Below are 19,889 nucleotides of genomic sequence, written 5' to 3'. Positions count from 1 at the left end.
GGCTACCTTTCTTTCACGTAGACATTGGCCTCCACAGCCGCCGCGATGAACGCGTTTCTGGCCTCCGAAGGCGGTCTCTTGCCGCTTAAGACCTGCTGGCAGGTTCGCTTGGCGGTCTTCAGACTGCGCCCGCGATCGATCGGCCACGCCGTATTCAGCGCCGTCGCGGCCTCGCTCGTATTCGTCACTGTTCGGAATTCGCCGTATCTGCTCGCCTGGAAGTAGATCGGCCGGCTCCATCGTTTCGGGTCCATAACGCAATACCTCCGATACCGGTTAACGCATGTGCGGTTGTGGCGTTCCAATATTTCAACGTAATCGTCGATACCGGAATGTCCGCGACGATTTTACGCGACTGTGTTTTGCCGGTCATAGCGCGCCAGCTGATACGCGTTACGGTGGTGCGAAACGGGGGTGGATGTGATGACGAAGACGGACTGGCCGAAAGAGGCGCTGACATCGGAAGCGATGGAGATGCTGGATCGCATCCTCAGACAATGGTCCCTTGAGCAAAACTGTGACGTGACCAGCGACCGCGGCCAGGCAACCGCCAAGGCGCTGATCGACTGGTTCGAATTCGGCGTGCAGGACGAGAAAGAGCTCGCGCGGCTGGCTCGCGACGAGTTGCCGCTGAAGCCATAGTCTTTGGGAGACTTGGTCAAGCCGGTCACAAGATCGCGATGGAGCAAAAAAATCTCGCGCGCTTGATGCAACGCAATATGCATATTCGTTCGCATGCACTATCCCTTCTTGCCGGCCGCATGTCGCTGCTCCTCCCAGCAGCAGGGTGGCCGCATATATGAAAAAGGATAGCGCCCCACATGACGAATACTCTGATTGAATCCATCAAGAAGCGCCGCAGCCAGTATGCTCTCGGCAAGACCCTGCCGATCTCCCAGGAAGAAACCACCAAGCTCATCCAGGAAGCCGTGAAGCACACGCCGTCTTCCTTCAACTCGCAGAGCTCGCGTGTTCTGGTTCTCTACGGTGCGGAGAGCGACAAACTCTGGGGCTTCGTGATGGACGCACTGCGCAAGATCGTTCCTGCCGACGCCTTTGAATCGACCGAAAAGCGGATCAACAGCTTCGCCGCCGGTGCCGGCACCGTTCTCTTCTTCGAAGACCAGGACGTCGTGAAGGGCCTGCAGGAAAAGTTCGCGCTCTACGCCGACAACTTCCCGATCTGGTCGGAACAGTCGAGCGGCATGACGCAGTTCGCCGTCTGGTCGGCTCTGGCCGCATCCGATATCGGCGCCAGCCTGCAGCATTACAACCCGCTGGCCGATGCCGAGATCGCAGCCGCGTGGAACATCCCGGCCTCGTGGAAGCTGCGCGCGCAGATGCCGTTCGGCGCCAACTCCGCCGCCTTCGGCGAAAAGGCGTTCATGGACGACAGCGACCGCTTCAAGGTCTTCGGCTGATAACACTGCCGGCGGCGTCATGCGCCGCCGGTTTCTTTGCCTCAGCGGTGACTGCTCTCACGGCGGCAAGTTGGTAGGGGGACAGATACTTGGATCGTCTCGAATGCGACCGCATGTTCGTTGCCGTCATCGATACGGGAAGCTTTGCTGGCGCGGCAGCCCGCCTCGGCACCAGCAGCGGCCAGGCTTCGAAGCTGGTCTCGCGCCTGGAGGCAAGCCTCGGCGTGCAGCTGATCATGCGAACGACGCGCGCGCTGTCGCTTTCGGAAGCCGGTCGCGCCTACTATGAGCGCGTGAAATCGCTTCTCGAGGAATTCGATGCGCTTGATGCCTCGGTGCGCAATGCCTCGCGCGCGCCGTCGGGCAGATTGCGGATCACCGCGCCGATCACCTTCGGCACCACGCAGCTGACACCCGTGCTCAATCAGTTCGCGATGGCCTTCCCCGATATCAATCTCGACGTCAGCTTCTCGGACCGGACAGTCAATCTCGTCGATGAAGGATTTGATGCCGCCGTGCGCATCGGGCGCCCTGATGATAGCAGCCTGATCGCACGCAAGCTTTGCGCCGCGCGCATCGTGCTCGTTGCCGCCTCCTCCTATCTCGACCAGCGCGGTGTGCCGGTGACGCCCGCGGATCTCGCGGCCCATGATTGCATCATCGACACCAACTTCCGCGATCCGCTCACCTGGCGGTTCCGCGACAAGGCTGGTTCGCAGCCACTGGTGACGGAAGTTCGTGGGCGCATCCAGTTTTCGAACGCCGAGGCCTGCGTCGCCGCAGCGGAAGCGGGTCTCGGCATCGCGCGTGTCCCGAGCTTCGTTGCCGGTGCGCGACTTCGTCTTCAGGCGGTGCGCCCTTTGCTATCCGATTTCGAGGATGAGCCGCGCGGCCTCTACGCGGTCTATCCCCCTGCCCGGCATCTGGCGTTGAAAGTCAGAGTGCTCGTTGACTTCCTGGCCGACGCCTTTCGCGGACAACCGGTGTGGGACAAGGGCTGGAACTAATTGCTTCCATTTCGGAAGGAAATATTCTCTTCATGGCCGGATAATCATCCATCTGGAATTGCGCCATATCAAATTCCAACACCGCGCAAGAACAGATCAGGAGTTCAGTCATGCTCGTGGATGGCAAGTGGACCGCCGATTGGCACCCCGTACAGGCGACCGACGCCAAGGGCGGCTTCGTCCGGCAGATTTCGGGTTTCCGCAACTGGGTCACGCCCGATGGCAGCGCCGGTCCGACCGGTGACGGCGGATTCAAGGCCGAGGCAGGCCGCTACCATCTCTATGTCGCGCTGATCTGCCCCTGGGCCTCGCGCACGCTGATCGGCCGCGCGCTGAAGAAGCTGGAAGATGTGATTTCGGTATCAGTCGTCGAACCGGCGCTATCCGATCAGGGCTGGCGTTTTGGCGATTATCCGGGCGCCAATCGCGACGAGCTCAACAGCGCCACCTATATGCACGAGATCTACACCAGCGCCGACCCACATTACACGGGCCGCGCCACCGTGCCCGTGCTCTGGGACAAGGAACGCCGCATCATCGTCAACAACGAGTCGGCGGATATCCTGCGGATGCTCAACTCCGGCTTCGGCGCGCTTGCCGATGGAGCGGTCGATCTTTACCCGGAAGATCTTCGCGCGCAGATCGATGCCCTTAACGAGCGCATCTATCCGCAGCTCAACAACGGCGTCTATCGTACCGGCTTCGCAACAACACAGGTCGCCTACGAGGAAGCCTTCGCCGACGTCTTCACGATGCTCGACGAACTGGAGGCGCGCCTCGACGGACAGCGACCGTTCCTCTTCGGCACGCGACTGACGGAGGCCGACGTCCGCCTCTTCGTTACGTTCATCCGCTTCGACGCTGCGTACAATGGGCTTTTCAAATGCAACCTGCGCCGGCTGGCGGATTATCCCAACCTCAGTCGTTACGTCGACAACATGCTCGCCATACCGGGCATTCGCCAGACAGTCAGCATCGATCACATCAAGCGCGGCTATTACTCGATCAAGGCGCTGAACCCGACGGGCATCGTGCCCGTCGGTCCGCAGCTTCCGTTCGTAATCTGAGAGGAAACAGCCATGTCGACAATCGCATCACATGCACTGGTCATCATGTTCCATGGCGTCGGCTCGAGCGGCGCCGATCTTGCACCTCTGGCCAACGTCTGGAAAGACGCCCTTCCAGGCGCCGTCTTCGCTTCACCGAACGCACCAAGCCCATCGAGCTTCGGCGCGGGCTACCAGTGGTTCAGCGTTGCCGGTGTGACCGAGGAGAACAGAAGCGGACGCATCAAGGATGCGCGCCCGGCTTTCGACGACACCATCTCGGCGATCATCAAGGAGAACGGTTTTGCCGATCGGCTCGATCGCGTCGTTCTGGTTGGTTTCTCGCAGGGCGCCATCATGGCGCTCGACGCCGTGGCGTCTGGGCGCTGGCCAGTCGGCGCCGTCGTCGGCTTCTCCGGCCGCCTCGCCTCGCCGCTTCCGCTCGCGCCCGCGGTCAAGACGCCGGTGCTCCTGGTGCATGGCAGCGCCGATCCGGTCATTCCGGCGGTTGAAACGACACGTGCCGCGGTGGCTCTGGAGACGCTTGGCATGAGCGTGGAGACGATCATCGTTCCCGGGCTCGGCCATACCATTTCAGCCGACGGCGCTACCCGGGCGGGCGCGTTCATGGCTGAAGCGTTGAAGTGATCCAGACCCCGGAAAGATACAAAGCGTTGCGCCAAGCTCGGCGCAACGCTCTCTCTGAAGGTTAGGCCGAAGCCTTTACGGCGTATTTCAGATGCAGCAGACCGTCGTCCAGTCTGTCGCAAGAGAGCAGCGAAAGCTCGCATTTTCCCGCCAAGCCATCCCGCCCATATTCGATCACACGGTCGCTTCCCTTGCGCGCATCGACGGCTGGCGCCACGAGCAGGCTCAGCTCATCAACCAGCCCCGCCGCGAAGAACGAGCCATTGACCGCCGCTCCGCCTTCCAGAAGCAGACGGCGAATGTTGAATTCGCGGCCGAGCGTTTCCAGCAGGCTGGCAAGATCCATCTCCTGCCCGTCGGAGACGATATAGGACACGCCGTCGGCGACGAGTTCGGCGAGATGCTGATCGGCGACGTCCTTGCCGAGCAGCACGATCACATGATCGCCATCGAAATGGCCGCCGTTGAAATGCAGCTTGCCGTGCTGATCAATGGCAATGGCAAAGCTCTTGGCTTCGCGGTCGGCAACATGCAGCGAGCGGTCGACATCAAATGGTCCCGCCGGCGCATGCGGCCCGGCTTTCGACATTTCGGCCATCGTAACACGGCCAACCAGCCAGCCATCGGCGCCAAAGCGCTTGTGTATATCCTCGTATGTGGCCGACCATCCGGCGCGATTGCCATCCGGGCTGGCGGTCCAGCGGCTCGGATGCAGACCGCCGTCGAGCGAGGTGATCATGTGGCAGATGATGTACGGCTTCATGATGCGCTTTGGCCCTGGTAGTCTTCGTCGGCCACCTTCTCCATCCAGGTGACGGCGGTGCCGTCTTTCTTTTCGGCTATCGCCAGATGGCTCATCGCGCAGCTCGGAGATGCGCCATGCCAGTGTTTCTCACCGGGTTCGAACCACACGATATCGCCGGGGCGAATTTCCTCGACCTTGCCGCCCTCGCGCTGAACCAGGCCCAGGCCGGAAAGCACGACCAAGGTCTGGCCGAGAGGATGCGTATGCCACGCGGTGCGCGCGCCCGGCTCGAACGTCACGGTCGCTCCGCTCAAGTCACCACTGCCACCGAAGGGCGCGTCGATACGTACCGTGCCGGTGAAGTAGTCTTCAGGTCCTTTCGCGGAGGCCTGCGCTCCACTCTTTCTGATTTCCATGGATGTCGCTCCTGAGATTCGAGGCTGTATGAGGGAGCGAAATAGGCCACCCGAGAGCCATCGACTAGAGGCACTCTACCGCATGACGTTATGCGAGTGGCTCATAAGCGGCTGACCGCGCTCACCGATAACGCAGCGCGTCGACAAGAAGGGCGAAGGCTGGCGAGGCGAGACGACGGCTGGGATAATAAAGGTGATAGCCCGGAAACGGTGGCGACCAGTCGTCCAGGACTTTGACCAGTTTTCCTTCTTCGACCAGCGGACCAAGGTGATCGTCCGGCAGACATGTCAGCCCCAGGCCACTGATCGCCGCGTCGATGATCATCGGCACGTCGTTGCAGATGAACTGCCCTTCGACGCGCACGTTGAGCGGGCGACCGTCCTTCTCGAATTCCCAGGTGTACAGGCCGCCGAGTGTGGGTAGCCGCAGGTTGATGCAGGAATGATGCGTCAGGTCATGCGGCGTCACGGGCTTTGGATTTCGTTCGAAATACTCGGGCGATCCGGCGACCACCATCCGCAATTCCGGCCCGATCTTGACCGCGATCATGTCCTTTTCGACCCGTTCTCCAAGCCGAACGCCGGCATCGTAGCGCTCTGCCACCAGATCAATCAGCCGCTGCTCGATCGAAATCTCGATGCTGATATCAGGATACTCCGCCATCAGCCGCTTGGCGGCCGGCATCAGAATGGTCTCGGCGGCATGCCGGCTCGACGTGATGCGGATCATGCCGGCGGGCTTTTGCCGCATCGCGCTCAAAGCGTCGATACGGCCGCGAATATCGTTGAACGCGGGCCGTAACGTCTCGACGAGCTGCTCGCCCGCTTCCGTCGGCGAGACGTTACGCGTCGTCCTCGTCAACAGGCGCACGCCCATCCGCTCTTCGAGACGGCGAACGGTGTGGCTGAGCGAGGATTGCGATGTGCCAAGCTGCGCCGCCGCGCGCGTAAAACTGCGCTCTTCGGCCACCATCAAGAAAGCAGCAAGGTCTCCGAGTTCGTCGCGCTTCATCCATGAATCCATCGCATTAGTTCTGTTCGAATTTAGCATCCCGCATATCGATATCGCCAGCGCTAATTTCGATCGGAAGATGGCGGCGATCTTGCGTCCGGTTCGCGAAAGCCGGTTGAATTCGATCTCGGCATCGGCTTAGCTCGCACGCGTCCTTTCAGCAGCGAGCATCCCATGACATCGACGGCCGACATCATCGTAATCAACGCCCGCGTTCTCACCCTCGATCCGGATCACGCACGCGCACAGGCAGTGGCGCTCGGCGACGGAAGGATCATCGCCGTCGGTGCGAATGAGGAAATCGAAGTGCATCGCGGTCCGGAGACACGGGTCATCGACGCGCGCGGAAAGACGGTATTGCCGGGCTTTTCGGAAAATCACATGCACCTGTTTTCAGGCGCCGCCGAGCTGGATCATCTGCAGCTGAAGGGTGTGACGGGACTGGCTGCGCTGGCCGAGGCCATCCGTGACTATGCGCAGGGCCGCCGGACGCAGAAGGTGCTTTTCGCCCAGGGCGTCGACTACAATATTCTCGGCGACACAGAGCCGCTGACCCGCCAGCATCTGGATGCCATCCTGCCCGACCAACCGCTCGTCCTCTTCGCGCCAGACCATCACACGGCATGGGCAAACACTGTTGCGCTAGAGCTGGTCGGCATTCTCCACGGCGCTGACCTCAGGCCCGGCAACGAGGTCGTGATGGGCGCCGACGGGCTGGCCACCGGCGAACTCAGGGAGATGGAAGCCTTCAGCCCGCTTCAGGCCGCCGGTGGTTTCGATCGATACCGGCTGGGGCTGTCGACTGGCGGCGAGCCTGAGCCCTATCCGGATGCCGACCAGTGGGCGCAGGACATTGCAGTGATGCGAACCGGCCTTGCCTATTGCGCCCGCCACGGCATCACCACCGTCCAGAACATGGACGGCAATCTCTATCAGCTGCAGCTGCTCGCCGCGATCGAGAAAGAGGATGGCCACCTGCCCTGCCGCGTGCAGATCCCCTTTCATTTCAAGAATTTTATGTCGCTCGACATGTTGGAGAAAGCCTCAAACATGGCGGCCAGCTACAAGAGCGACTGGCTCTCCTCCGGCCTTGTCAAACTCTTCTACGACGGCGTGATCGAAAGCGGCACGGCCGTGATGGTCGAGCCATACGCCGACAAGCCCGGCGATCGTGGCGAGGGTCTCTTCACGCCGGAAGCGTTTCGCGCGGTCGCAGTCGAGGCCGATCGGCGTGGCCTGCAGATCGCCGTTCACGCCATCGGCGACGGCGCCGTCCGGGCGGTGCTTGATGGTTACGCGGCGGCACGCCAAGAGAACGGCGCGCGCGACAGCCGCCATCGCATCGAACATATCGAAGTGGTGCACCCTGATGATATCAAGCGTTTCGCCGAGCTCGGCGTCATCGCCTCCATGCAGCCTCCCCATCCGCCCGGCTGCGCGGGCCTGCCGCTGGAGCCGACGATCTCGCGTATCGGCAGGAACCGCTGGCCGGTCAGCTACGCCTGGCGCACGCTGAAGGACGCCGGCGCCCATATCTGCTTCGCATCCGACTGGCCCGTTTCGCCGATCGATCCGCTCGTCGGCCTCAAGGCCGCGGTGACGCGCAAGAAATGGAGCGACAGCGATCCCGACCAGTCGTTCTCGCTGGCGGAAGCGCTCGCCGCTTATTGCGTCGAGGGCGCTTACGCCGAGTTCAAGGAGGATCGCAAGGGCATGATCAGGCAGGGTTACCTGGCCGACATTGTCATTCTCGATAGCGATGTCGAGGCGATCGAGCCCGATGATCTCGATACCATCAAGCCGGTCACGACGATCTGCGGCGGGTATATTAGTTTTTCCGATTGATAAATATTTTCTACCGGAAGCGTAAAATCTGGTTGTCAACGCAGAACGCGTGTGGTCACCTAGCCAAAAGCCGAAAAGGCGGGAACAGCAGCATCAGCAACCACGAGTGGGCCGCATATGGCGGGATTGAACGCGATTGAGATTCGCAGTGTTTCCAAGGTGTTCGGCTTTGGCGAGTACGCCTTTTCCGCGGTAGACGACGCATCGGTTTCCATCCGGCAGAACGAGTTTTTTACCCTTCTGGGACCGTCTGGCTGCGGCAAGACAACGCTCCTGCGCCTGATCGCCGGCTTCGAATACCTGACGTCGGGCGAGATCATGCTGAACGGCGATAACATCGCCGCGATGCCGCCATTCAAGCGGCCGATCAACACGGTCTTTCAGAGCTACGCGCTTTTCCCGCACATGACGGTCGCCGAGAATATCGGCTTCGGCCTGACCATGCTCGGCCGGCCGAAGCAGGAGATCCGCGACCGGGTCGCGGCGATGTTGAAGCTGGTGCGCATGGAAGCGCTCGCCAACCGCCGCACCAGCCAGATCTCCGGCGGCCAGCAGCAGCGCGTGGCGCTTGCCCGCGCGCTGGCGCCGCAGCCGAAGGTGCTTCTGCTCGACGAGCCCTTGTCGGCGCTGGACTACAAGCTGCGAAAGGACATGCAGATCGAACTCAAGCGCCTGCAAGCCGAAACCGGGATCACCTTCATCTTCGTCACCCACGACCAGGAAGAGGCGTTGACCATGTCGGACCGCATCGCCGTGATGTCGGCGGGAAAAATCCTGCAGGTCGGCAATCCCAGAGAAATATACGATGCGCCGACCGACCGCTTCGTGGCCGATTTCATCGGCGAGACGAATTTCCTGAAGGGCCGCATTCACGCGGTGAATTCGGGGATCGCGGACGTGGAGACCGCCGCCGCCGGTCGCATTTCGGCGACGATTTCAAGCAACTTTTCCGATGACGGAGAGGTCACCCTGGTGCTGCGGCCGGAGCACGCGGCCCTTTGCGGGCCAACGGATCATGGGCGCTGCCAGATGACGGGCACGCTGGAGACGATCGTCTATTTCGGCACGGATACGCATTATCACGTTCGCCTTGCCGACAACGAAACGCTGTTCACGCTGCGCGAGCAGAACAAGCCGCTGCAGGCTGCGCGGTACGCCGAGGGTGACAGGGTCGGCATCGCGATCGAGCCCAATGCCGCCAGGGTGCTGAGGAGCTGACATGACCCATGTGGCGGATGTGATCGAAGCGGAAAAGAGCCGGGACATCCGGACGCGCTGGCTTCTTTCGCTGCCCGCCCTGCTGATCATTCTCGCGGCCGCCAGCGGCCCGCTGCTGATCGTCGTCGCCTACTCCTTCCTGACCCCGGGGCCTTACGGCGACGTCGTCTGGGTGCCCTCCATCGAGGGCTGGATCAACGTCGCGCTGCAGCAGGACATTTTCGACGGCTCGCTATCCATGGCCGACGCTCATGTCTCGATCTTCATCCGCTCGGTCGTGCTATCGCTTGCCACCACGCTGCTTACGCTCGCCATCGGCTTCCCGACCGCCTATTTCATCGCCACCCGCCGCGAGACGACCCGCGAGCTCTGGCTGCTATTGATCACCATTCCCTTCTGGACGAACCTCTTGATCCGCACCTTTGCGATCCTTGAAATCATTCGCAATGAGGGGCTGATCAACGGCTTGCTGATGCGCTTCGGACTGATCTCGAAGCCGATCCAGATGCTGTTTACCGACGGCGCGATCCTGACCGGCATGGTCTACGTCTACCTGCCGCTGATGGTTCTGCCGCTCTATGCCAGCATGGAGAAGATCGACTTCCGGCTGGTCGAGGCCGGATACGACCTCTACGCGACGCCGTTCAAAGTCCTGCGCCGGATCATCATTCCGCTGGTCAAGCCGGGCATCATCGCCGGCTCCATCCTCGTCTTCATCCCGGCGCTCGGGGCCTACGTCACCCCCAGCATCCTCGGCGGCGGCAAGAACCTGATGCTTGGCAACCTGATCGAGCTGCAGTTCGGACAGGGACGCAACTGGCCGCTCGGCTCGGCATTGTCGATCACGCTGATGATGATCGTGATGATCGCCCTGCTCTTCTACGTGCGCAACGCCGGCGGGCAGGAGAACCGGCATGGCTAGATCCTTCTCCATCCGGCGCCAGCGTGGCTTCACCACGATCGCGATGATCTGCTTCGCGGCCCTCTATCTGCCGATCGGCGTGCTGGTTTTCTATTCGTTCAACGCCGGCGAGTCGCTCGCTTCGTTCGACGGCGTGTCGCTGCGCTGGTTTCAGAAGGCGTTCGAAAACAAGCAGGTGATCGACGCCTCGCTGCGCTCACTTCAGATCGCGGCGATTGCCGCCGTGGTCTCGACGATCGCGGCAACGATGGCAGCGCTGGCGACAACGCGCACGGCGCCCTATCGCGGCCTGACGATGAAGTATGCCTTCATCAACCAGCCGCTGATGATCCCGGAGATCGTCACCGCCGTGGCGCTTCTGATCTTCTTCGCCCGCATCAAGATCTGGACCGGTTACGCCGGCATCGGCTACCTTATCGCCGCCCACACAGCCTTCTGCATCCCCTTTGCCTATCTGCCGATCCGCGCGCGCCTCGAGAACATGGACCTGACGCTGGAGAAGGCGGCGGCCGACCTCTATGCCACGCCGTGGAAGGCGTTCCGCCATGTGACGCTGCCGCTGCTATGGCCGGGTATTCTCGCCGGCTTCATGCTGGCCTTCGTCATCTCGCTCGATGATGTCGTCATCACCGAATTCGTCAAATCCGCAGGCCAGGACACGCTTCCGACCTACATGCTCGGCCAGATCCGCCGCTCCATCACGCCCGAAATGAACGCGATCTCGACGCTGTTTCTCGGCCTGTCGATCCTCGTCGTCTCCATCTTCTTTGTCGTCAATCGAAAACGTGCCTGAAAACAAGAGAGGGAACATGCGCATGAAACGGATGACTTCGACAATCGCCCTGGTGGCGGCACTCCTTGGCACCGCGGGCCTCGCCCATGCCGAGGGTGAGCTCAACATCTACAACTGGGGCAATTACACCAGCCCCGAGATGATCAAGAAGTTCGAGGACAAGTACAAGGTCAAGGTGACAATCACCGACTACGATTCCAACGACACCGCGCTTGCCAAGGTGCGCCAGGGCGGCTCCGGCTTCGACATGGTCGTGCCCTCGCAGAACTACATTCCAATCTGGATTTCCGAGGGCCTGCTACTGCAGACCGATCCGGACAAGATGGAAAACTTCAAGAACGTTGCCAAGGAATGGGCCAACCCCGACTTCGATCCCGGCCGCAAATACACCGTTCCGTGGGCGATGGGTATCGTCGGCACCGTCGTCAATACCGACGTCTACAAGGGTGACATCAACACCTGGGGCATCATCTTCGACACACCGGCGGAGCTGAAGGGTAAGGTCAACGTCGTCCCCGAAATGACCGATGTCATCGACGCGGCCGTGCTCTACAACGGCGGCAAGAAGTGCACCGGCGACCTGGCGATACTCAAGAAAGTGCGCGACACGCTCTTGAAGGCCAAGCCCGACTGGGTCGCGATGGAATATGGCACCATCGAGAAGATGGGTTCGGGCGACTTCGCGGCGTCGAGCGACTGGAATGGCTCGGCCTTCCGCCAGCGCCTCAAGAACCCCGCGATCAAGTTCGGCTATCCCAAGGAAGGCTACGTCAACTGGAGCGACAACCTCTCCGTCCTCAAGGATGCCAAGAATGTCGAGAACGCCAAGCTGTTCCAGAATTTCATGATGGACCCTGAAAACGCCGGCATGAATTCCGGTTTCCACCGCTATGCAAACGGGATCGCCGGCTCCGACAAGTTCATGCCTGAGGACATGAAGAATGCGCCCGAGATCAACATCCCGGCTGAATTCGCGTCGGTCGGCGTGCCATCCCAGACCTGCCCGCCTGATGTTCAGGCGCTCTACACCAAGATCTGGACCGAGCTGCAGAAGTAAGTCCGATCTCGGCACCCCGGCCTTGATGGCGCGGGGTGCCGCCGTTTTCTGGCGAATGGATGTTTTGATGAAGACCGTCTTTTCCCCCCGCCATCGCGGGCATGCCAACCAGCTTGAGCTTGTGGCGGGCGCCATTGTACCCGGCTTCGAGCTGACATCGCGGGCGGAGTATATCGCCGCGCGTGTCGCGGCGGTCGGACTCGGCACGATCATCGAACCGGCGGAGCACGATCTGACGACAGCGGCGCGGGTTCACCGTCAGGACTATCTCGATTTTCTGCCGACGATCTGGGACCGATGGACGGCGGAGGGACGGACTGGTACGGCGCTGCCTTTCACATGGCCGACACGCGGCCTGCGCGGCGATGTCCTTCCCGAATTCATCGATGGCCTGCTCGGCTATTACTCGTTCGACGCCGGCTGCGGCATCGTCGAGGGCTCCTGGGATGCGATCAAGTCCTCCCACGACGTGGCGCTGACGGCAGCCGGCCTCGTGCAGTCCGGCGAACGCGCCGCCTTCGCGCTCTGCCGCCCGCCCGGCCACCATGCCGGCGCCGGCTTCATGGGCGGCTATTGCTACATCAACAATGCCGCCGTGGCAGCACAATGGCTGCGCGACAACGGCGCCCAGCGGGTATCGATCCTCGACGTCGACTACCACCACGGCAACGGCACGCAGGAGATTTTCTACGCGCGTGACGACGTGCAGGTCATCAACCTGCATGCCGATCCGATGCAGGAGTACCCCTATTTTCTCGGCCATACTGATGAGCGGGGCATCGGCGCCGGCGAAGGCTTCAACCTCAACTACCCCATGCGCTTCGGCACCGACTGGGCGAAGTGGAGCCAGTCGATGGACGAGGCCTGCGGCAAGCTGCTTTCCTACGCGCCAGACGTGGTGGTCGTTTCGCTTGGCGTCGATACGTTCGAGAAAGACCCGATCAGCAAATTCAAGCTCAGGACGGAGGACTTTCCGAAGATCGGCGAGCGGATCGCCAGGCTCGGGCTCCCGACCTTGTTCGTCATGGAAGGCGGCTATGCCGTCGAGGAGATCGGCGTCAACGCGGTGAGCGTGCTGACCGGTTTTGAAGGCGCATGATTGCCGGCGGAGAGAGTTGGAATGGCTGAGATCCCCTTCAATCGCGCCGACGTCACGCTCGCCAACTGGCGCACCGTCCCCTACAGCCGCTGGTCCTTCGAGCATGTCAGCGAGATCGTTCCTTCGGCGATCATCCCGGGCACGCGCGGTGGAAAAGCGGCCGAGCCAATCGGCCTCGATGCGCTATCAGGCGTCTCGCTTTCGGGCTTGGAAGATGCACCGTCATCGCTGCCAGACTTTCTCACCGAGAGCGAAACTGACGAACTCGTCGTCATGAAAGACGGACGCGTTATCGCTGATTGGTCGGCGCCGCACTCCGATCCCTCCTGCCCGCACATCATATTCTCGGTCTCCAAGTCGCTGACCGGCCTGCTCGCCGGAATTCTTGCGGATGAAGACCTGCTGTCCTTCGAAAGCCCGATCAGCCGCTATGTGCCCGAGGTCGCCGGCTCGGCCTATGCCGATGCGACGGTACAGCAGCTGTTCGACATGGAGATCAGCGTCGATTTCGTGGAGAGCTACCTCGACACCTCAGGTGGTTTCGAGCGCTACCGCCGCTCCACCGGATGGAACCCCGAAAAGCCCGGCGATCCCGCACCGGATCTAAAAAGATTCATATGCAGCATCGGCAAGGGTGGCGGGTCACATGGCGAACGGCACGCCTATCGCTCTCCGAATACCGATCTCGCCGGCATCGTCCTCGAACGCGCTGCTGGAGCGCGGTTCGCCTCGCTGCTCAGCGACCACCTGTGGAAGGCAATCGGCGCCGGAGCGGACGCCATGGTCACCGTCGACCGTATCGGCACCGCGCGCGCTGCGGGCGGCATGTCAGCCACCGCACGGGATCTTGCGCTGTTGGGGGACCTTGTCCGTAGGCGTGGCGCCGGGATCGTGTCAGAGGACTTCATCGCCGACCTCTGGTCGCGCAAGCGCCGCGAAGCATGGAAGAACGGCGATCAGCTGGAGCTATTTCCAGACGGAAGCTACCGCAATTACTGGTACGAGACGGGCGCCGGAGAGCTGGCGGCGATCGGCATCCATGGCCAGTGGATATGGATCCACCCGGAGAGCGAAACTGTCATCGTCAAGCTGTCGTCGCAGCGGTTGCCGGTTGATCCGGCCCTTGACCAGGCGATCGTGCGGATGATGCGGGCGATCTGTGGCGTATAGTGCGCGCGCGGTCAGCGGGAGGCTACGCCCTGCTGGCGATCGGCCGCTTGTTTCGATGCCAACTGGCTGATCGGCAAGGAGAGTTCGGCAATTCGGGGATCAGGCGCCTCAACCCATCGCTCCGGCGAGAAGTAGGCCTTGGTGCGCGTCTGCGGCCCGGAACCGGCGGCGACGACAAGCATGAAATTGTAGCTGTCCTGGCTCTCGGTATCGCGCCGGAAGCTGAAATAGGCTCCAAACCGCTCATTCTCGAAATCATGAAGACTGCGTATGGGCGCCAGCGCGTCCTCAAAATCACTCCACCCCGCCTGCCGGACCAGGGTCTCGAATATTTTCATGTGACCGACGTCCAGCCGCCCCTCGGCGTCCGTCGGCGGACCGACGAGCCTTCCCCTGATTTCCACGATGTCGCCGCTGGCGTTGCCCTTGACCCTCAGGAATACCGAGTTCAGCGGCCGAACGTCGTTCTTCTTGTATATGCGCTGGAAATAGCATTCGTGGCTGGTGCTGCGCATCGACGGCGCGCGCCATTCGCTTGTCTCTATACCGGCATCGCGCAGCGCCTTGCAGACGGTAGGCCCGGATACCCGCCACATGCGCAAGAACTGAGCCGCCACGTCGGGTTCCGGGGCTTCGATCAAGCGAACGGGGATGTCGACCGGTTGCGCCGGCGGTGGCGTGGACGTCGCGGCCGGCTCGACAATCATGGGCGGCTGTGGCGGCTCATCGAAGATTTGAATTCCGAAATGGCGAAAGAGGTCTTCGAACCGCTGAGGATCGCCAAGAAACAGCGCCGCGACCGCGAAGCACGGCAGGATGAGGAAGAATATCGACCAGAGGGACCTGCGGATATTGTTCCGCAACGGCACGCTTGTCTGCTCTCGTGATGCATCACTCACCAAATCCATCACCTTCGCGGCTGGATTATAAGTTAAAGCTCATACTCACAATGGTTCAATACATTCGAATTGGCAATCTCTTGATCGCGAATTCATGCTGCACCGCGAAAAAATCAGTCGGCATTACCATCCGCCCCACGCTTTGAGCGACGGAAATACACCAGCGATCACATCCGTGCGATTGGCTGGCAAGTTAAGAAACTATTTATGAAATCGTGAAAATTAGAGAGGACGATCGTGGCAATGCGGCATCCGAGCGCGTTGGCATCCCAATGACGTGGTTCAATGAGTAAATGCTCACGCGCGAGACGGTGCGTAGCAATGCGTATGGAGTATAGCGTATCATGAGTATCAAACACTTCGCGGCAGCCCTTGCCGTCAGCCTTCTTGCCTCGCCGGTTCTTGCTGCCGATTTCGGTTCCTACGACCAGCCGTCTTCCGGCAGCTGGGAAGGCGCCTATGCCGGTGTCCACGGCGGCATGGCCTCCCCGAACCTCAACCCCTTCTCCGGCAACAAGGGCCTGAGCGTCGGCGGACAGGCCGGCTACAACACCATGGTTGGCGGCGCCGTCGTCGGCGGCGAAGTCGAAGCCTCCTATCTTGGCGACAGCCGCGTGAAAGTGGAAGACGGCAAGCTGAAAGAGCGTCACCGCCTGAGCGCCAAGGGCAAGGTCGGTGCGCCGATCGACCAGACTCTGATCTACGGCACCGCCGGCTTCGCGATGACCAACTTCCGCGACAACGGCAACATCGCCGGCCCAGACGGCTGGAAGCCGGGCTACATTCTTGGTGCCGGCGTCGAGCAGAAGCTGACCTCCAACGTCTCGGCACGCGTCGAATATAACTACACGATCACCAACAGCGTGCGTACCTTCTCCAACGGTGTCGGCACGACGGGCAACGTCCACGACCACACGCTGAAGGCCGGCCTCAACGTCAGCTTCTGATGGAAGGGAAGATGGCGTCAGCTTCTGACGCCATCTTCCACACAAATGCTCTCCGCCGGCTCCAGCAATCCCGCACACGCCGGATTACGCGGCTTTGCACAGGGCGGCCGTGTGAATTTCCGGCGAGTACGGCGCCTGGCTTCGCGCTTGCATCGCAGCCCTCAAGATCTCTGCTTGCGGAAAGCCCATAGATGGGCCTGATACCCACGCGGGAAAATCATGCGCCTCGTATTCGCCCGACCTCGGCCACCCTACAATGGTCTTGCCGACATCGTGCAAGATGCGTCAAGTACCATATACAACATAGCGTCACGCTTTACTCTTCAAACACCTTGCCGCTTCGCGCCTCCAGGCGGTAGCGGTGCGCGGGATAGACGAGCCGGGCTGTCGACACCACCTGGCGGCCAGACCATGTCCGGCGCCGAATGGTCAGGCAAGGCTCGCTTTTCAGGATCGTCAGAAGCTTGCATTCCCAGGCCTGCGGCATGGCCGCCTCGACCACATGCTCGGAGCCGCTGAGCGGCGCTGCAGCCACCAGATAGGCATTGGGCGTCTGCGATGAAAAATCCTGCCGGAGATAGTCCGGCGCGGCCGCCGGATTGACAAAGCGGTCCTCGATCTGGACCGGCACACCATTCTCGCTGTGAACGATCAGCGAATGAAAAACCAGGGCACCGATATCAAGATCAAGCGCGTCCGCGGTCTCCGGAGATGCAGGTTCCTCGGCCAGGACGACCACCGAGGCCTCATGCGAATGCCCGCGCTCCGCAATCTCGTCGGCGATATTTCTGACCTCGAACAGCGGCGAATAGCCCTTGCGCTCCGCCACGAACGAGCCGACACCCTGGATGCGAACGAGCTCTCCTTCCGCTGCCAGTTCGCGCAGCGCGCGGTTCGCCGTCATCTTGCTGACGCCGAGTTCAGCGACCAGTTCGTTCTCGGAAGGAACGCGGAATTTTGGCGGCCACTCGCCGCTTTGGATACGGTCGAGAATCATCTGCTTGACACCGACATAGAGGGGCGCGCTATCGTTCTGCGCCAGCTCACGCTTCATCTCGCTGGAATGCTTCATTGCCTATTCCTTTTGCACGAATGAATTCCGCCCATTCGATCGACTTTCCTCTTGCATAACACAAATTATCTCATATGGTACCCTATACAACCACCTGATCAACTTCTCTTCGAAGGATGACAGGCAAGCCGGCGCAGATCGGCATCGAGCAGCCGCAAGGCCATCGTAACTTCAGAGGAGATCTCTATGAAACTCGCAGCCATTCTTCTTTCCAGCGCCGTCGCGCTTTCCGGGCTTGTCGCTCCCGTTTCCGCCAAAGATTGGAAGACCGCCACCATCACGCTCGAAGGCGCCTATGCGCCGTGGAACATGACCAATGCCGACGGCACGCTCGGCGGCTTTGAGCCCGAACTGGCGAAGGTTCTGTGCGAACGCGCCAAGATCGAATGCACGCTCGTGGCTTCGGATTGGGACGGCATGATCCCGGCACTGAACGCCGGCAAGTTCGATGTGATCATGGATGCGCTCTCGATCACCGAAGAGCGCAAGCAGATCATCGACTTCACGGTGCCCTATGCCGCGACGCCGGCTGCTTTCGCCACTGCCAAGGACAGCCCGCTGGCCAATGCCGCCGGCACCGGTGCGACCATCAAGATGACGCCCGGCCAGACCGGCGTGAAGGAAATCGACACGCTGAAGGAAGCGTTCAAAGGTAAGACGATCGGCATCCAGGCCGCCACCGTCTACGCCAAGTTCGTCTACGACAATTTCGGTGATATCGCCCAGATCCGCGAATACAAGACGGGTGCCGATCGCGACCTCGACCTGCAGAACGGACGTATCGACCTCGGCTTCGACGACGCCGTCTATTTCAACAGCGCGTTCGAGACCGCCGGCGGCGCACTCGCCTTCACCGGCCCCGAGATCATCGGACCGATTTGGGGCGAAGGCGAAGGGCTTGGTATCCGCAAGGCCGATACCGACCTCCGCGACAAGTTCAGCGAAGCGATCAAGTCGGCTCTTGCCGATGGCACCGTGAAGAACCTGTCGATGAAGTGGTTCAAGGTCGACGTCAGCCCGCAGCAGTAAGGCCTCCGGCAAATACAGCCCGGTCTCCGACGCTCGCGCCGGAGACCGTATGTCTGACAACGTCGATCGAGCGACGCATGCGGGGAACACGCCATGGCATCACTGTCACTGATTGGATTCGGCTCCGGCGGATGGGGCGCGCTGCTGCTTTTTGCCGCCTTCATCACCCTGTGCGTAACGGCCACAGCGCTCGTGATCGGCGCGGTGATCGGCGCGATCGTCGCTGCTGCGAAGCTGTCCGGCAACCTCGTGTTCGCCACGCTCGGCAATATCTACACGACCGTCTTTCGCGGCGTGCCTGAGCTTCTCATCATCTACCTGATCTATTTCGGCGGCTCTTCGGCGGTCACCGCGATCGGCAAGGCGATGGGCTACGAGGGATTCCTCGGCATGCCGTCGTTTATCGCAGGGGCGCTGGCGGTCGGCATCATCTCAGGCGCCTATCAGGCCGAGGTCTTTCGCGGCGCCTTCCAAGCGATTTCCAAGGGAGAGCTCGAGGCAGCGTCAGCGATCGGCATGCACCGCGCATTGCGTTTCCGCCGCATCATCATGCCCCAGGTTTTCCGCTTCGCCATTCCCGGTATCGGCAATGTCTGGCAGTTGAGCCTGAAGGATTCCGCGCTGATCTCCGTTACCGGCCTTGCCGAGCTGATGCGCACCAGCCAGGTGGCGGCGGGTTCGACGCGGCAGTATTTCCTCTTTTTCATCGTCGGCGGCATTCTCTATCTGATCCTGACCAGCCTGTCGGACCGCGTCTTCAACGGCGCCGAACGGCGCGCCAACCGCAGCATGCCCACGGCGGCGATGGGAAAGGCATAAGGACAAGCCCATGGATATCGCCTTTCTCACCCAAACCATGCTGACACTCTTGAAAGCGGTCCCGACCACGCTGGCGCTGTTTTCGGTATCCGTGGTCTCTGGCTGCCTGCTTGCGCTTTTGATCGTCTGGATGCGCGTTGGCGGAAACCCGGTTCTGTCTGCCTTTGCCAAGGGCTACATCTTCGTGTTTCGCGGGTCCCCCTTGCTGATCCAGATGTTTCTGATCTTCTACGGCCTCGGCCAGTTCGGCTTCATCCGCTATTCGTTCCTCTGGCCTTTCCTGCGCGAGCCCTTCATCTGCGCCGTACTTTCACTGGCGTTGTGCACCGCCGGCTATTCGGCCGAGATCTTCCGAGGCGGCATCCGCGCGGTCTCGCCCCGCGAAATCGAAGCAGCACGTTCGATCGGCATGTCGGGCTTTCTGCTCGTGCGCCGCATCCTGGCACCAATCGCATTCCGCCACGCGCTGCCCGCCTATTCCACCGAAGTCGTGCTGATGATGAAGTCGACGGCGCTCGCAAGCCTCGTCACCGTCTGGGAAGTGACCGGCGTCGCACAACGGCTGATCTCGCAGACCTACCGGACAATGGAGGTCTTCCTTTGCGCGGCCATCATCTATCTCGTTTTGAACTTCATAATCCTGCAGGCCATGGCCTTGCTTGAATACTCGCTTTCGCGACATCGCCGCGCCGCGCCGCCCGCGCTGAAGGCATAAGAGCAGAAC

Annotated in this window: 22 protein-coding genes; 16 read left to right on the top strand and 6 right to left on the bottom strand. The window is 61.3% G+C overall.

Annotated elements, in window-relative coordinates; all coding sequences use genetic code 11:
• Positions 1 to 2: 2 nt before the first annotated feature.
• Positions 3 to 254: a DUF982 domain-containing protein gene (locus ACIQUB_RS20935; RefSeq protein WP_113199019.1), complete on the bottom strand. Its 252-nt coding sequence runs from the start codon at positions 252 to 254 to the stop codon at positions 3 to 5.
• 169 nt (positions 255 to 423) lie between these two features.
• On the opposite strand from ACIQUB_RS20935, the gene ACIQUB_RS20930 reads away from it, so the two are divergent.
• The 5 genes from ACIQUB_RS20930 to ACIQUB_RS20910 all read left to right on the top strand — a co-directional run bounded on the left by ACIQUB_RS20930 (position 424) and on the right by ACIQUB_RS20910 (position 4,122).
• Positions 424 to 642 (top strand): hypothetical protein, encoded by a 219-nt coding sequence (locus ACIQUB_RS20930; RefSeq protein ID WP_402931767.1) that lies wholly within the window; start codon positions 424 to 426, stop codon positions 640 to 642.
• Between the two features lie 179 nt (positions 643 to 821).
• Complete coding sequence (locus tag ACIQUB_RS20925) at positions 822 to 1,421, top strand: nitroreductase family protein (RefSeq protein ID WP_018896941.1); 600 nt, start codon at positions 822 to 824, stop codon at positions 1,419 to 1,421.
• An 89-nt stretch (positions 1,422 to 1,510) separates the two neighbouring features.
• On the top strand, positions 1,511 to 2,428 hold the full coding sequence (locus tag ACIQUB_RS20920) for a LysR family transcriptional regulator (protein WP_402931765.1): 918 nt from the start codon (positions 1,511 to 1,513) through the stop codon (positions 2,426 to 2,428).
• Between the two features lie 110 nt (positions 2,429 to 2,538).
• On the top strand, positions 2,539 to 3,495 hold the full coding sequence (locus tag ACIQUB_RS20915; RefSeq protein ID WP_402931763.1) for a glutathione S-transferase family protein: 957 nt from the start codon (positions 2,539 to 2,541) through the stop codon (positions 3,493 to 3,495).
• Between the two features lie 12 nt (positions 3,496 to 3,507).
• Positions 3,508 to 4,122, top strand: a complete 615-nt coding sequence (locus ACIQUB_RS20910; RefSeq protein ID WP_402931761.1) for an alpha/beta hydrolase — start codon at positions 3,508 to 3,510, stop codon at positions 4,120 to 4,122.
• A gap of 61 nt (positions 4,123 to 4,183) precedes the next feature.
• Here ACIQUB_RS20910 and ACIQUB_RS20905 read toward each other — a convergent pair whose 3' ends face one another.
• The 3 genes from ACIQUB_RS20905 to ACIQUB_RS20895 form a co-directional block, all read right to left on the bottom strand.
• Positions 4,184 to 4,885, bottom strand: a complete 702-nt coding sequence (locus ACIQUB_RS20905; protein WP_402931759.1) for a RibD family protein — start codon at positions 4,883 to 4,885, stop codon at positions 4,184 to 4,186.
• Positions 4,882 to 5,283, bottom strand: coding sequence for a cupin domain-containing protein (locus ACIQUB_RS20900; protein ID WP_402931757.1), 402 nt, complete (start codon positions 5,281 to 5,283; stop codon positions 4,882 to 4,884). The genes ACIQUB_RS20905 and ACIQUB_RS20900 overlap by 4 nt, the downstream gene beginning before the upstream one ends.
• 121 nt (positions 5,284 to 5,404) lie before the next feature.
• Entirely contained in the window at positions 5,405 to 6,295 is an 891-nt protein-coding gene (locus ACIQUB_RS20895; RefSeq protein WP_402931755.1) for a LysR family transcriptional regulator, read from the bottom strand.
• A gap of 174 nt (positions 6,296 to 6,469) precedes the next feature.
• Between ACIQUB_RS20895 and ACIQUB_RS20890 the strand changes: the two genes are divergently transcribed.
• The 7 genes from ACIQUB_RS20890 to ACIQUB_RS20860 all read left to right on the top strand — a co-directional run bounded on the left by ACIQUB_RS20890 (position 6,470) and on the right by ACIQUB_RS20860 (position 14,399).
• Positions 6,470 to 8,140: an amidohydrolase gene (locus ACIQUB_RS20890; protein ID WP_402931753.1), complete on the top strand. Its 1,671-nt coding sequence runs from the start codon at positions 6,470 to 6,472 to the stop codon at positions 8,138 to 8,140.
• Between the two features lie 117 nt (positions 8,141 to 8,257).
• Positions 8,258 to 9,358 carry an ABC transporter ATP-binding protein gene (locus ACIQUB_RS20885; protein ID WP_402931751.1) on the top strand — a complete coding sequence of 367 codons (1,101 nt, stop codon included), beginning with the start codon at positions 8,258 to 8,260 and terminating at the stop codon, positions 9,356 to 9,358.
• Between the two features lies 1 nt (position 9,359).
• Entirely contained in the window at positions 9,360 to 10,280 is a 921-nt protein-coding gene (locus ACIQUB_RS20880) for an ABC transporter permease (protein ID WP_113176744.1), read from the top strand.
• Positions 10,273 to 11,073, top strand: a complete 801-nt coding sequence (locus ACIQUB_RS20875; protein ID WP_112981824.1) for an ABC transporter permease — start codon at positions 10,273 to 10,275, stop codon at positions 11,071 to 11,073. The genes ACIQUB_RS20880 and ACIQUB_RS20875 overlap by 8 nt, the downstream gene beginning before the upstream one ends.
• Before the next feature lie 22 nt (positions 11,074 to 11,095).
• Positions 11,096 to 12,130: an extracellular solute-binding protein gene (locus tag ACIQUB_RS20870; protein WP_402931748.1), complete on the top strand. Its 1,035-nt coding sequence runs from the start codon at positions 11,096 to 11,098 to the stop codon at positions 12,128 to 12,130.
• A gap of 67 nt (positions 12,131 to 12,197) precedes the next feature.
• The gene (locus ACIQUB_RS20865; RefSeq protein WP_402931746.1) at positions 12,198 to 13,229 is read left to right on the top strand and encodes a histone deacetylase family protein; all 1,032 of its coding nucleotides are present in this window, start codon (positions 12,198 to 12,200) and stop codon (positions 13,227 to 13,229) included.
• Between the two features lie 21 nt (positions 13,230 to 13,250).
• Positions 13,251 to 14,399 carry a serine hydrolase domain-containing protein gene (locus ACIQUB_RS20860; protein ID WP_402931744.1) on the top strand — a complete coding sequence of 383 codons (1,149 nt, stop codon included), beginning with the start codon at positions 13,251 to 13,253 and terminating at the stop codon, positions 14,397 to 14,399.
• Positions 14,400 to 14,410: 11 nt separating this feature from the next.
• Here the strand turns inward: ACIQUB_RS20860 and ACIQUB_RS20855 are convergent, their stop codons facing one another.
• Positions 14,411 to 15,298: a DUF6030 family protein gene (locus tag ACIQUB_RS20855; protein WP_402931742.1), complete on the bottom strand. Its 888-nt coding sequence runs from the start codon at positions 15,296 to 15,298 to the stop codon at positions 14,411 to 14,413.
• A 344-nt stretch (positions 15,299 to 15,642) separates the two neighbouring features.
• Between ACIQUB_RS20855 and ACIQUB_RS20850 the strand changes: the two genes are divergently transcribed.
• The gene (locus ACIQUB_RS20850; protein WP_111565078.1) at positions 15,643 to 16,245 is read left to right on the top strand and encodes an outer membrane protein; all 603 of its coding nucleotides are present in this window, start codon (positions 15,643 to 15,645) and stop codon (positions 16,243 to 16,245) included.
• A gap of 316 nt (positions 16,246 to 16,561) precedes the next feature.
• On the opposite strand, the gene hutC is transcribed toward ACIQUB_RS20850, so the two are convergent.
• Entirely contained in the window at positions 16,562 to 17,317 is a 756-nt protein-coding gene (gene hutC, locus ACIQUB_RS20845; RefSeq protein ID WP_402931740.1) for a histidine utilization repressor, read from the bottom strand.
• A 186-nt stretch (positions 17,318 to 17,503) separates the two neighbouring features.
• Between hutC and ACIQUB_RS20840 the strand changes: the two genes are divergently transcribed.
• From ACIQUB_RS20840 to ACIQUB_RS20830, 3 genes are all read left to right on the top strand, one after another.
• Complete coding sequence (locus tag ACIQUB_RS20840) at positions 17,504 to 18,346, top strand: transporter substrate-binding domain-containing protein (protein WP_402931738.1); 843 nt, start codon at positions 17,504 to 17,506, stop codon at positions 18,344 to 18,346.
• A gap of 93 nt (positions 18,347 to 18,439) precedes the next feature.
• Positions 18,440 to 19,165 carry an ABC transporter permease subunit gene (locus ACIQUB_RS20835; protein ID WP_047503529.1) on the top strand — a complete coding sequence of 242 codons (726 nt, stop codon included), beginning with the start codon at positions 18,440 to 18,442 and terminating at the stop codon, positions 19,163 to 19,165.
• 10 nt (positions 19,166 to 19,175) lie between these two features.
• Positions 19,176 to 19,880, top strand: a complete 705-nt coding sequence (locus ACIQUB_RS20830) for an ABC transporter permease subunit (RefSeq protein ID WP_113200508.1) — start codon at positions 19,176 to 19,178, stop codon at positions 19,878 to 19,880.
• The last annotated feature ends 9 nt before the right edge of the window (positions 19,881 to 19,889 follow it).

Origin of the sequence: Rhizobium sp. NPDC090275, assembly GCF_044772225.1 — a bacterium.
In the GTDB taxonomy this organism is placed as follows: Bacteria; Pseudomonadota; Alphaproteobacteria; order Rhizobiales; family Rhizobiaceae; genus Rhizobium.
This window is presented reverse-complemented; position numbering and strand designations above follow the sequence as displayed.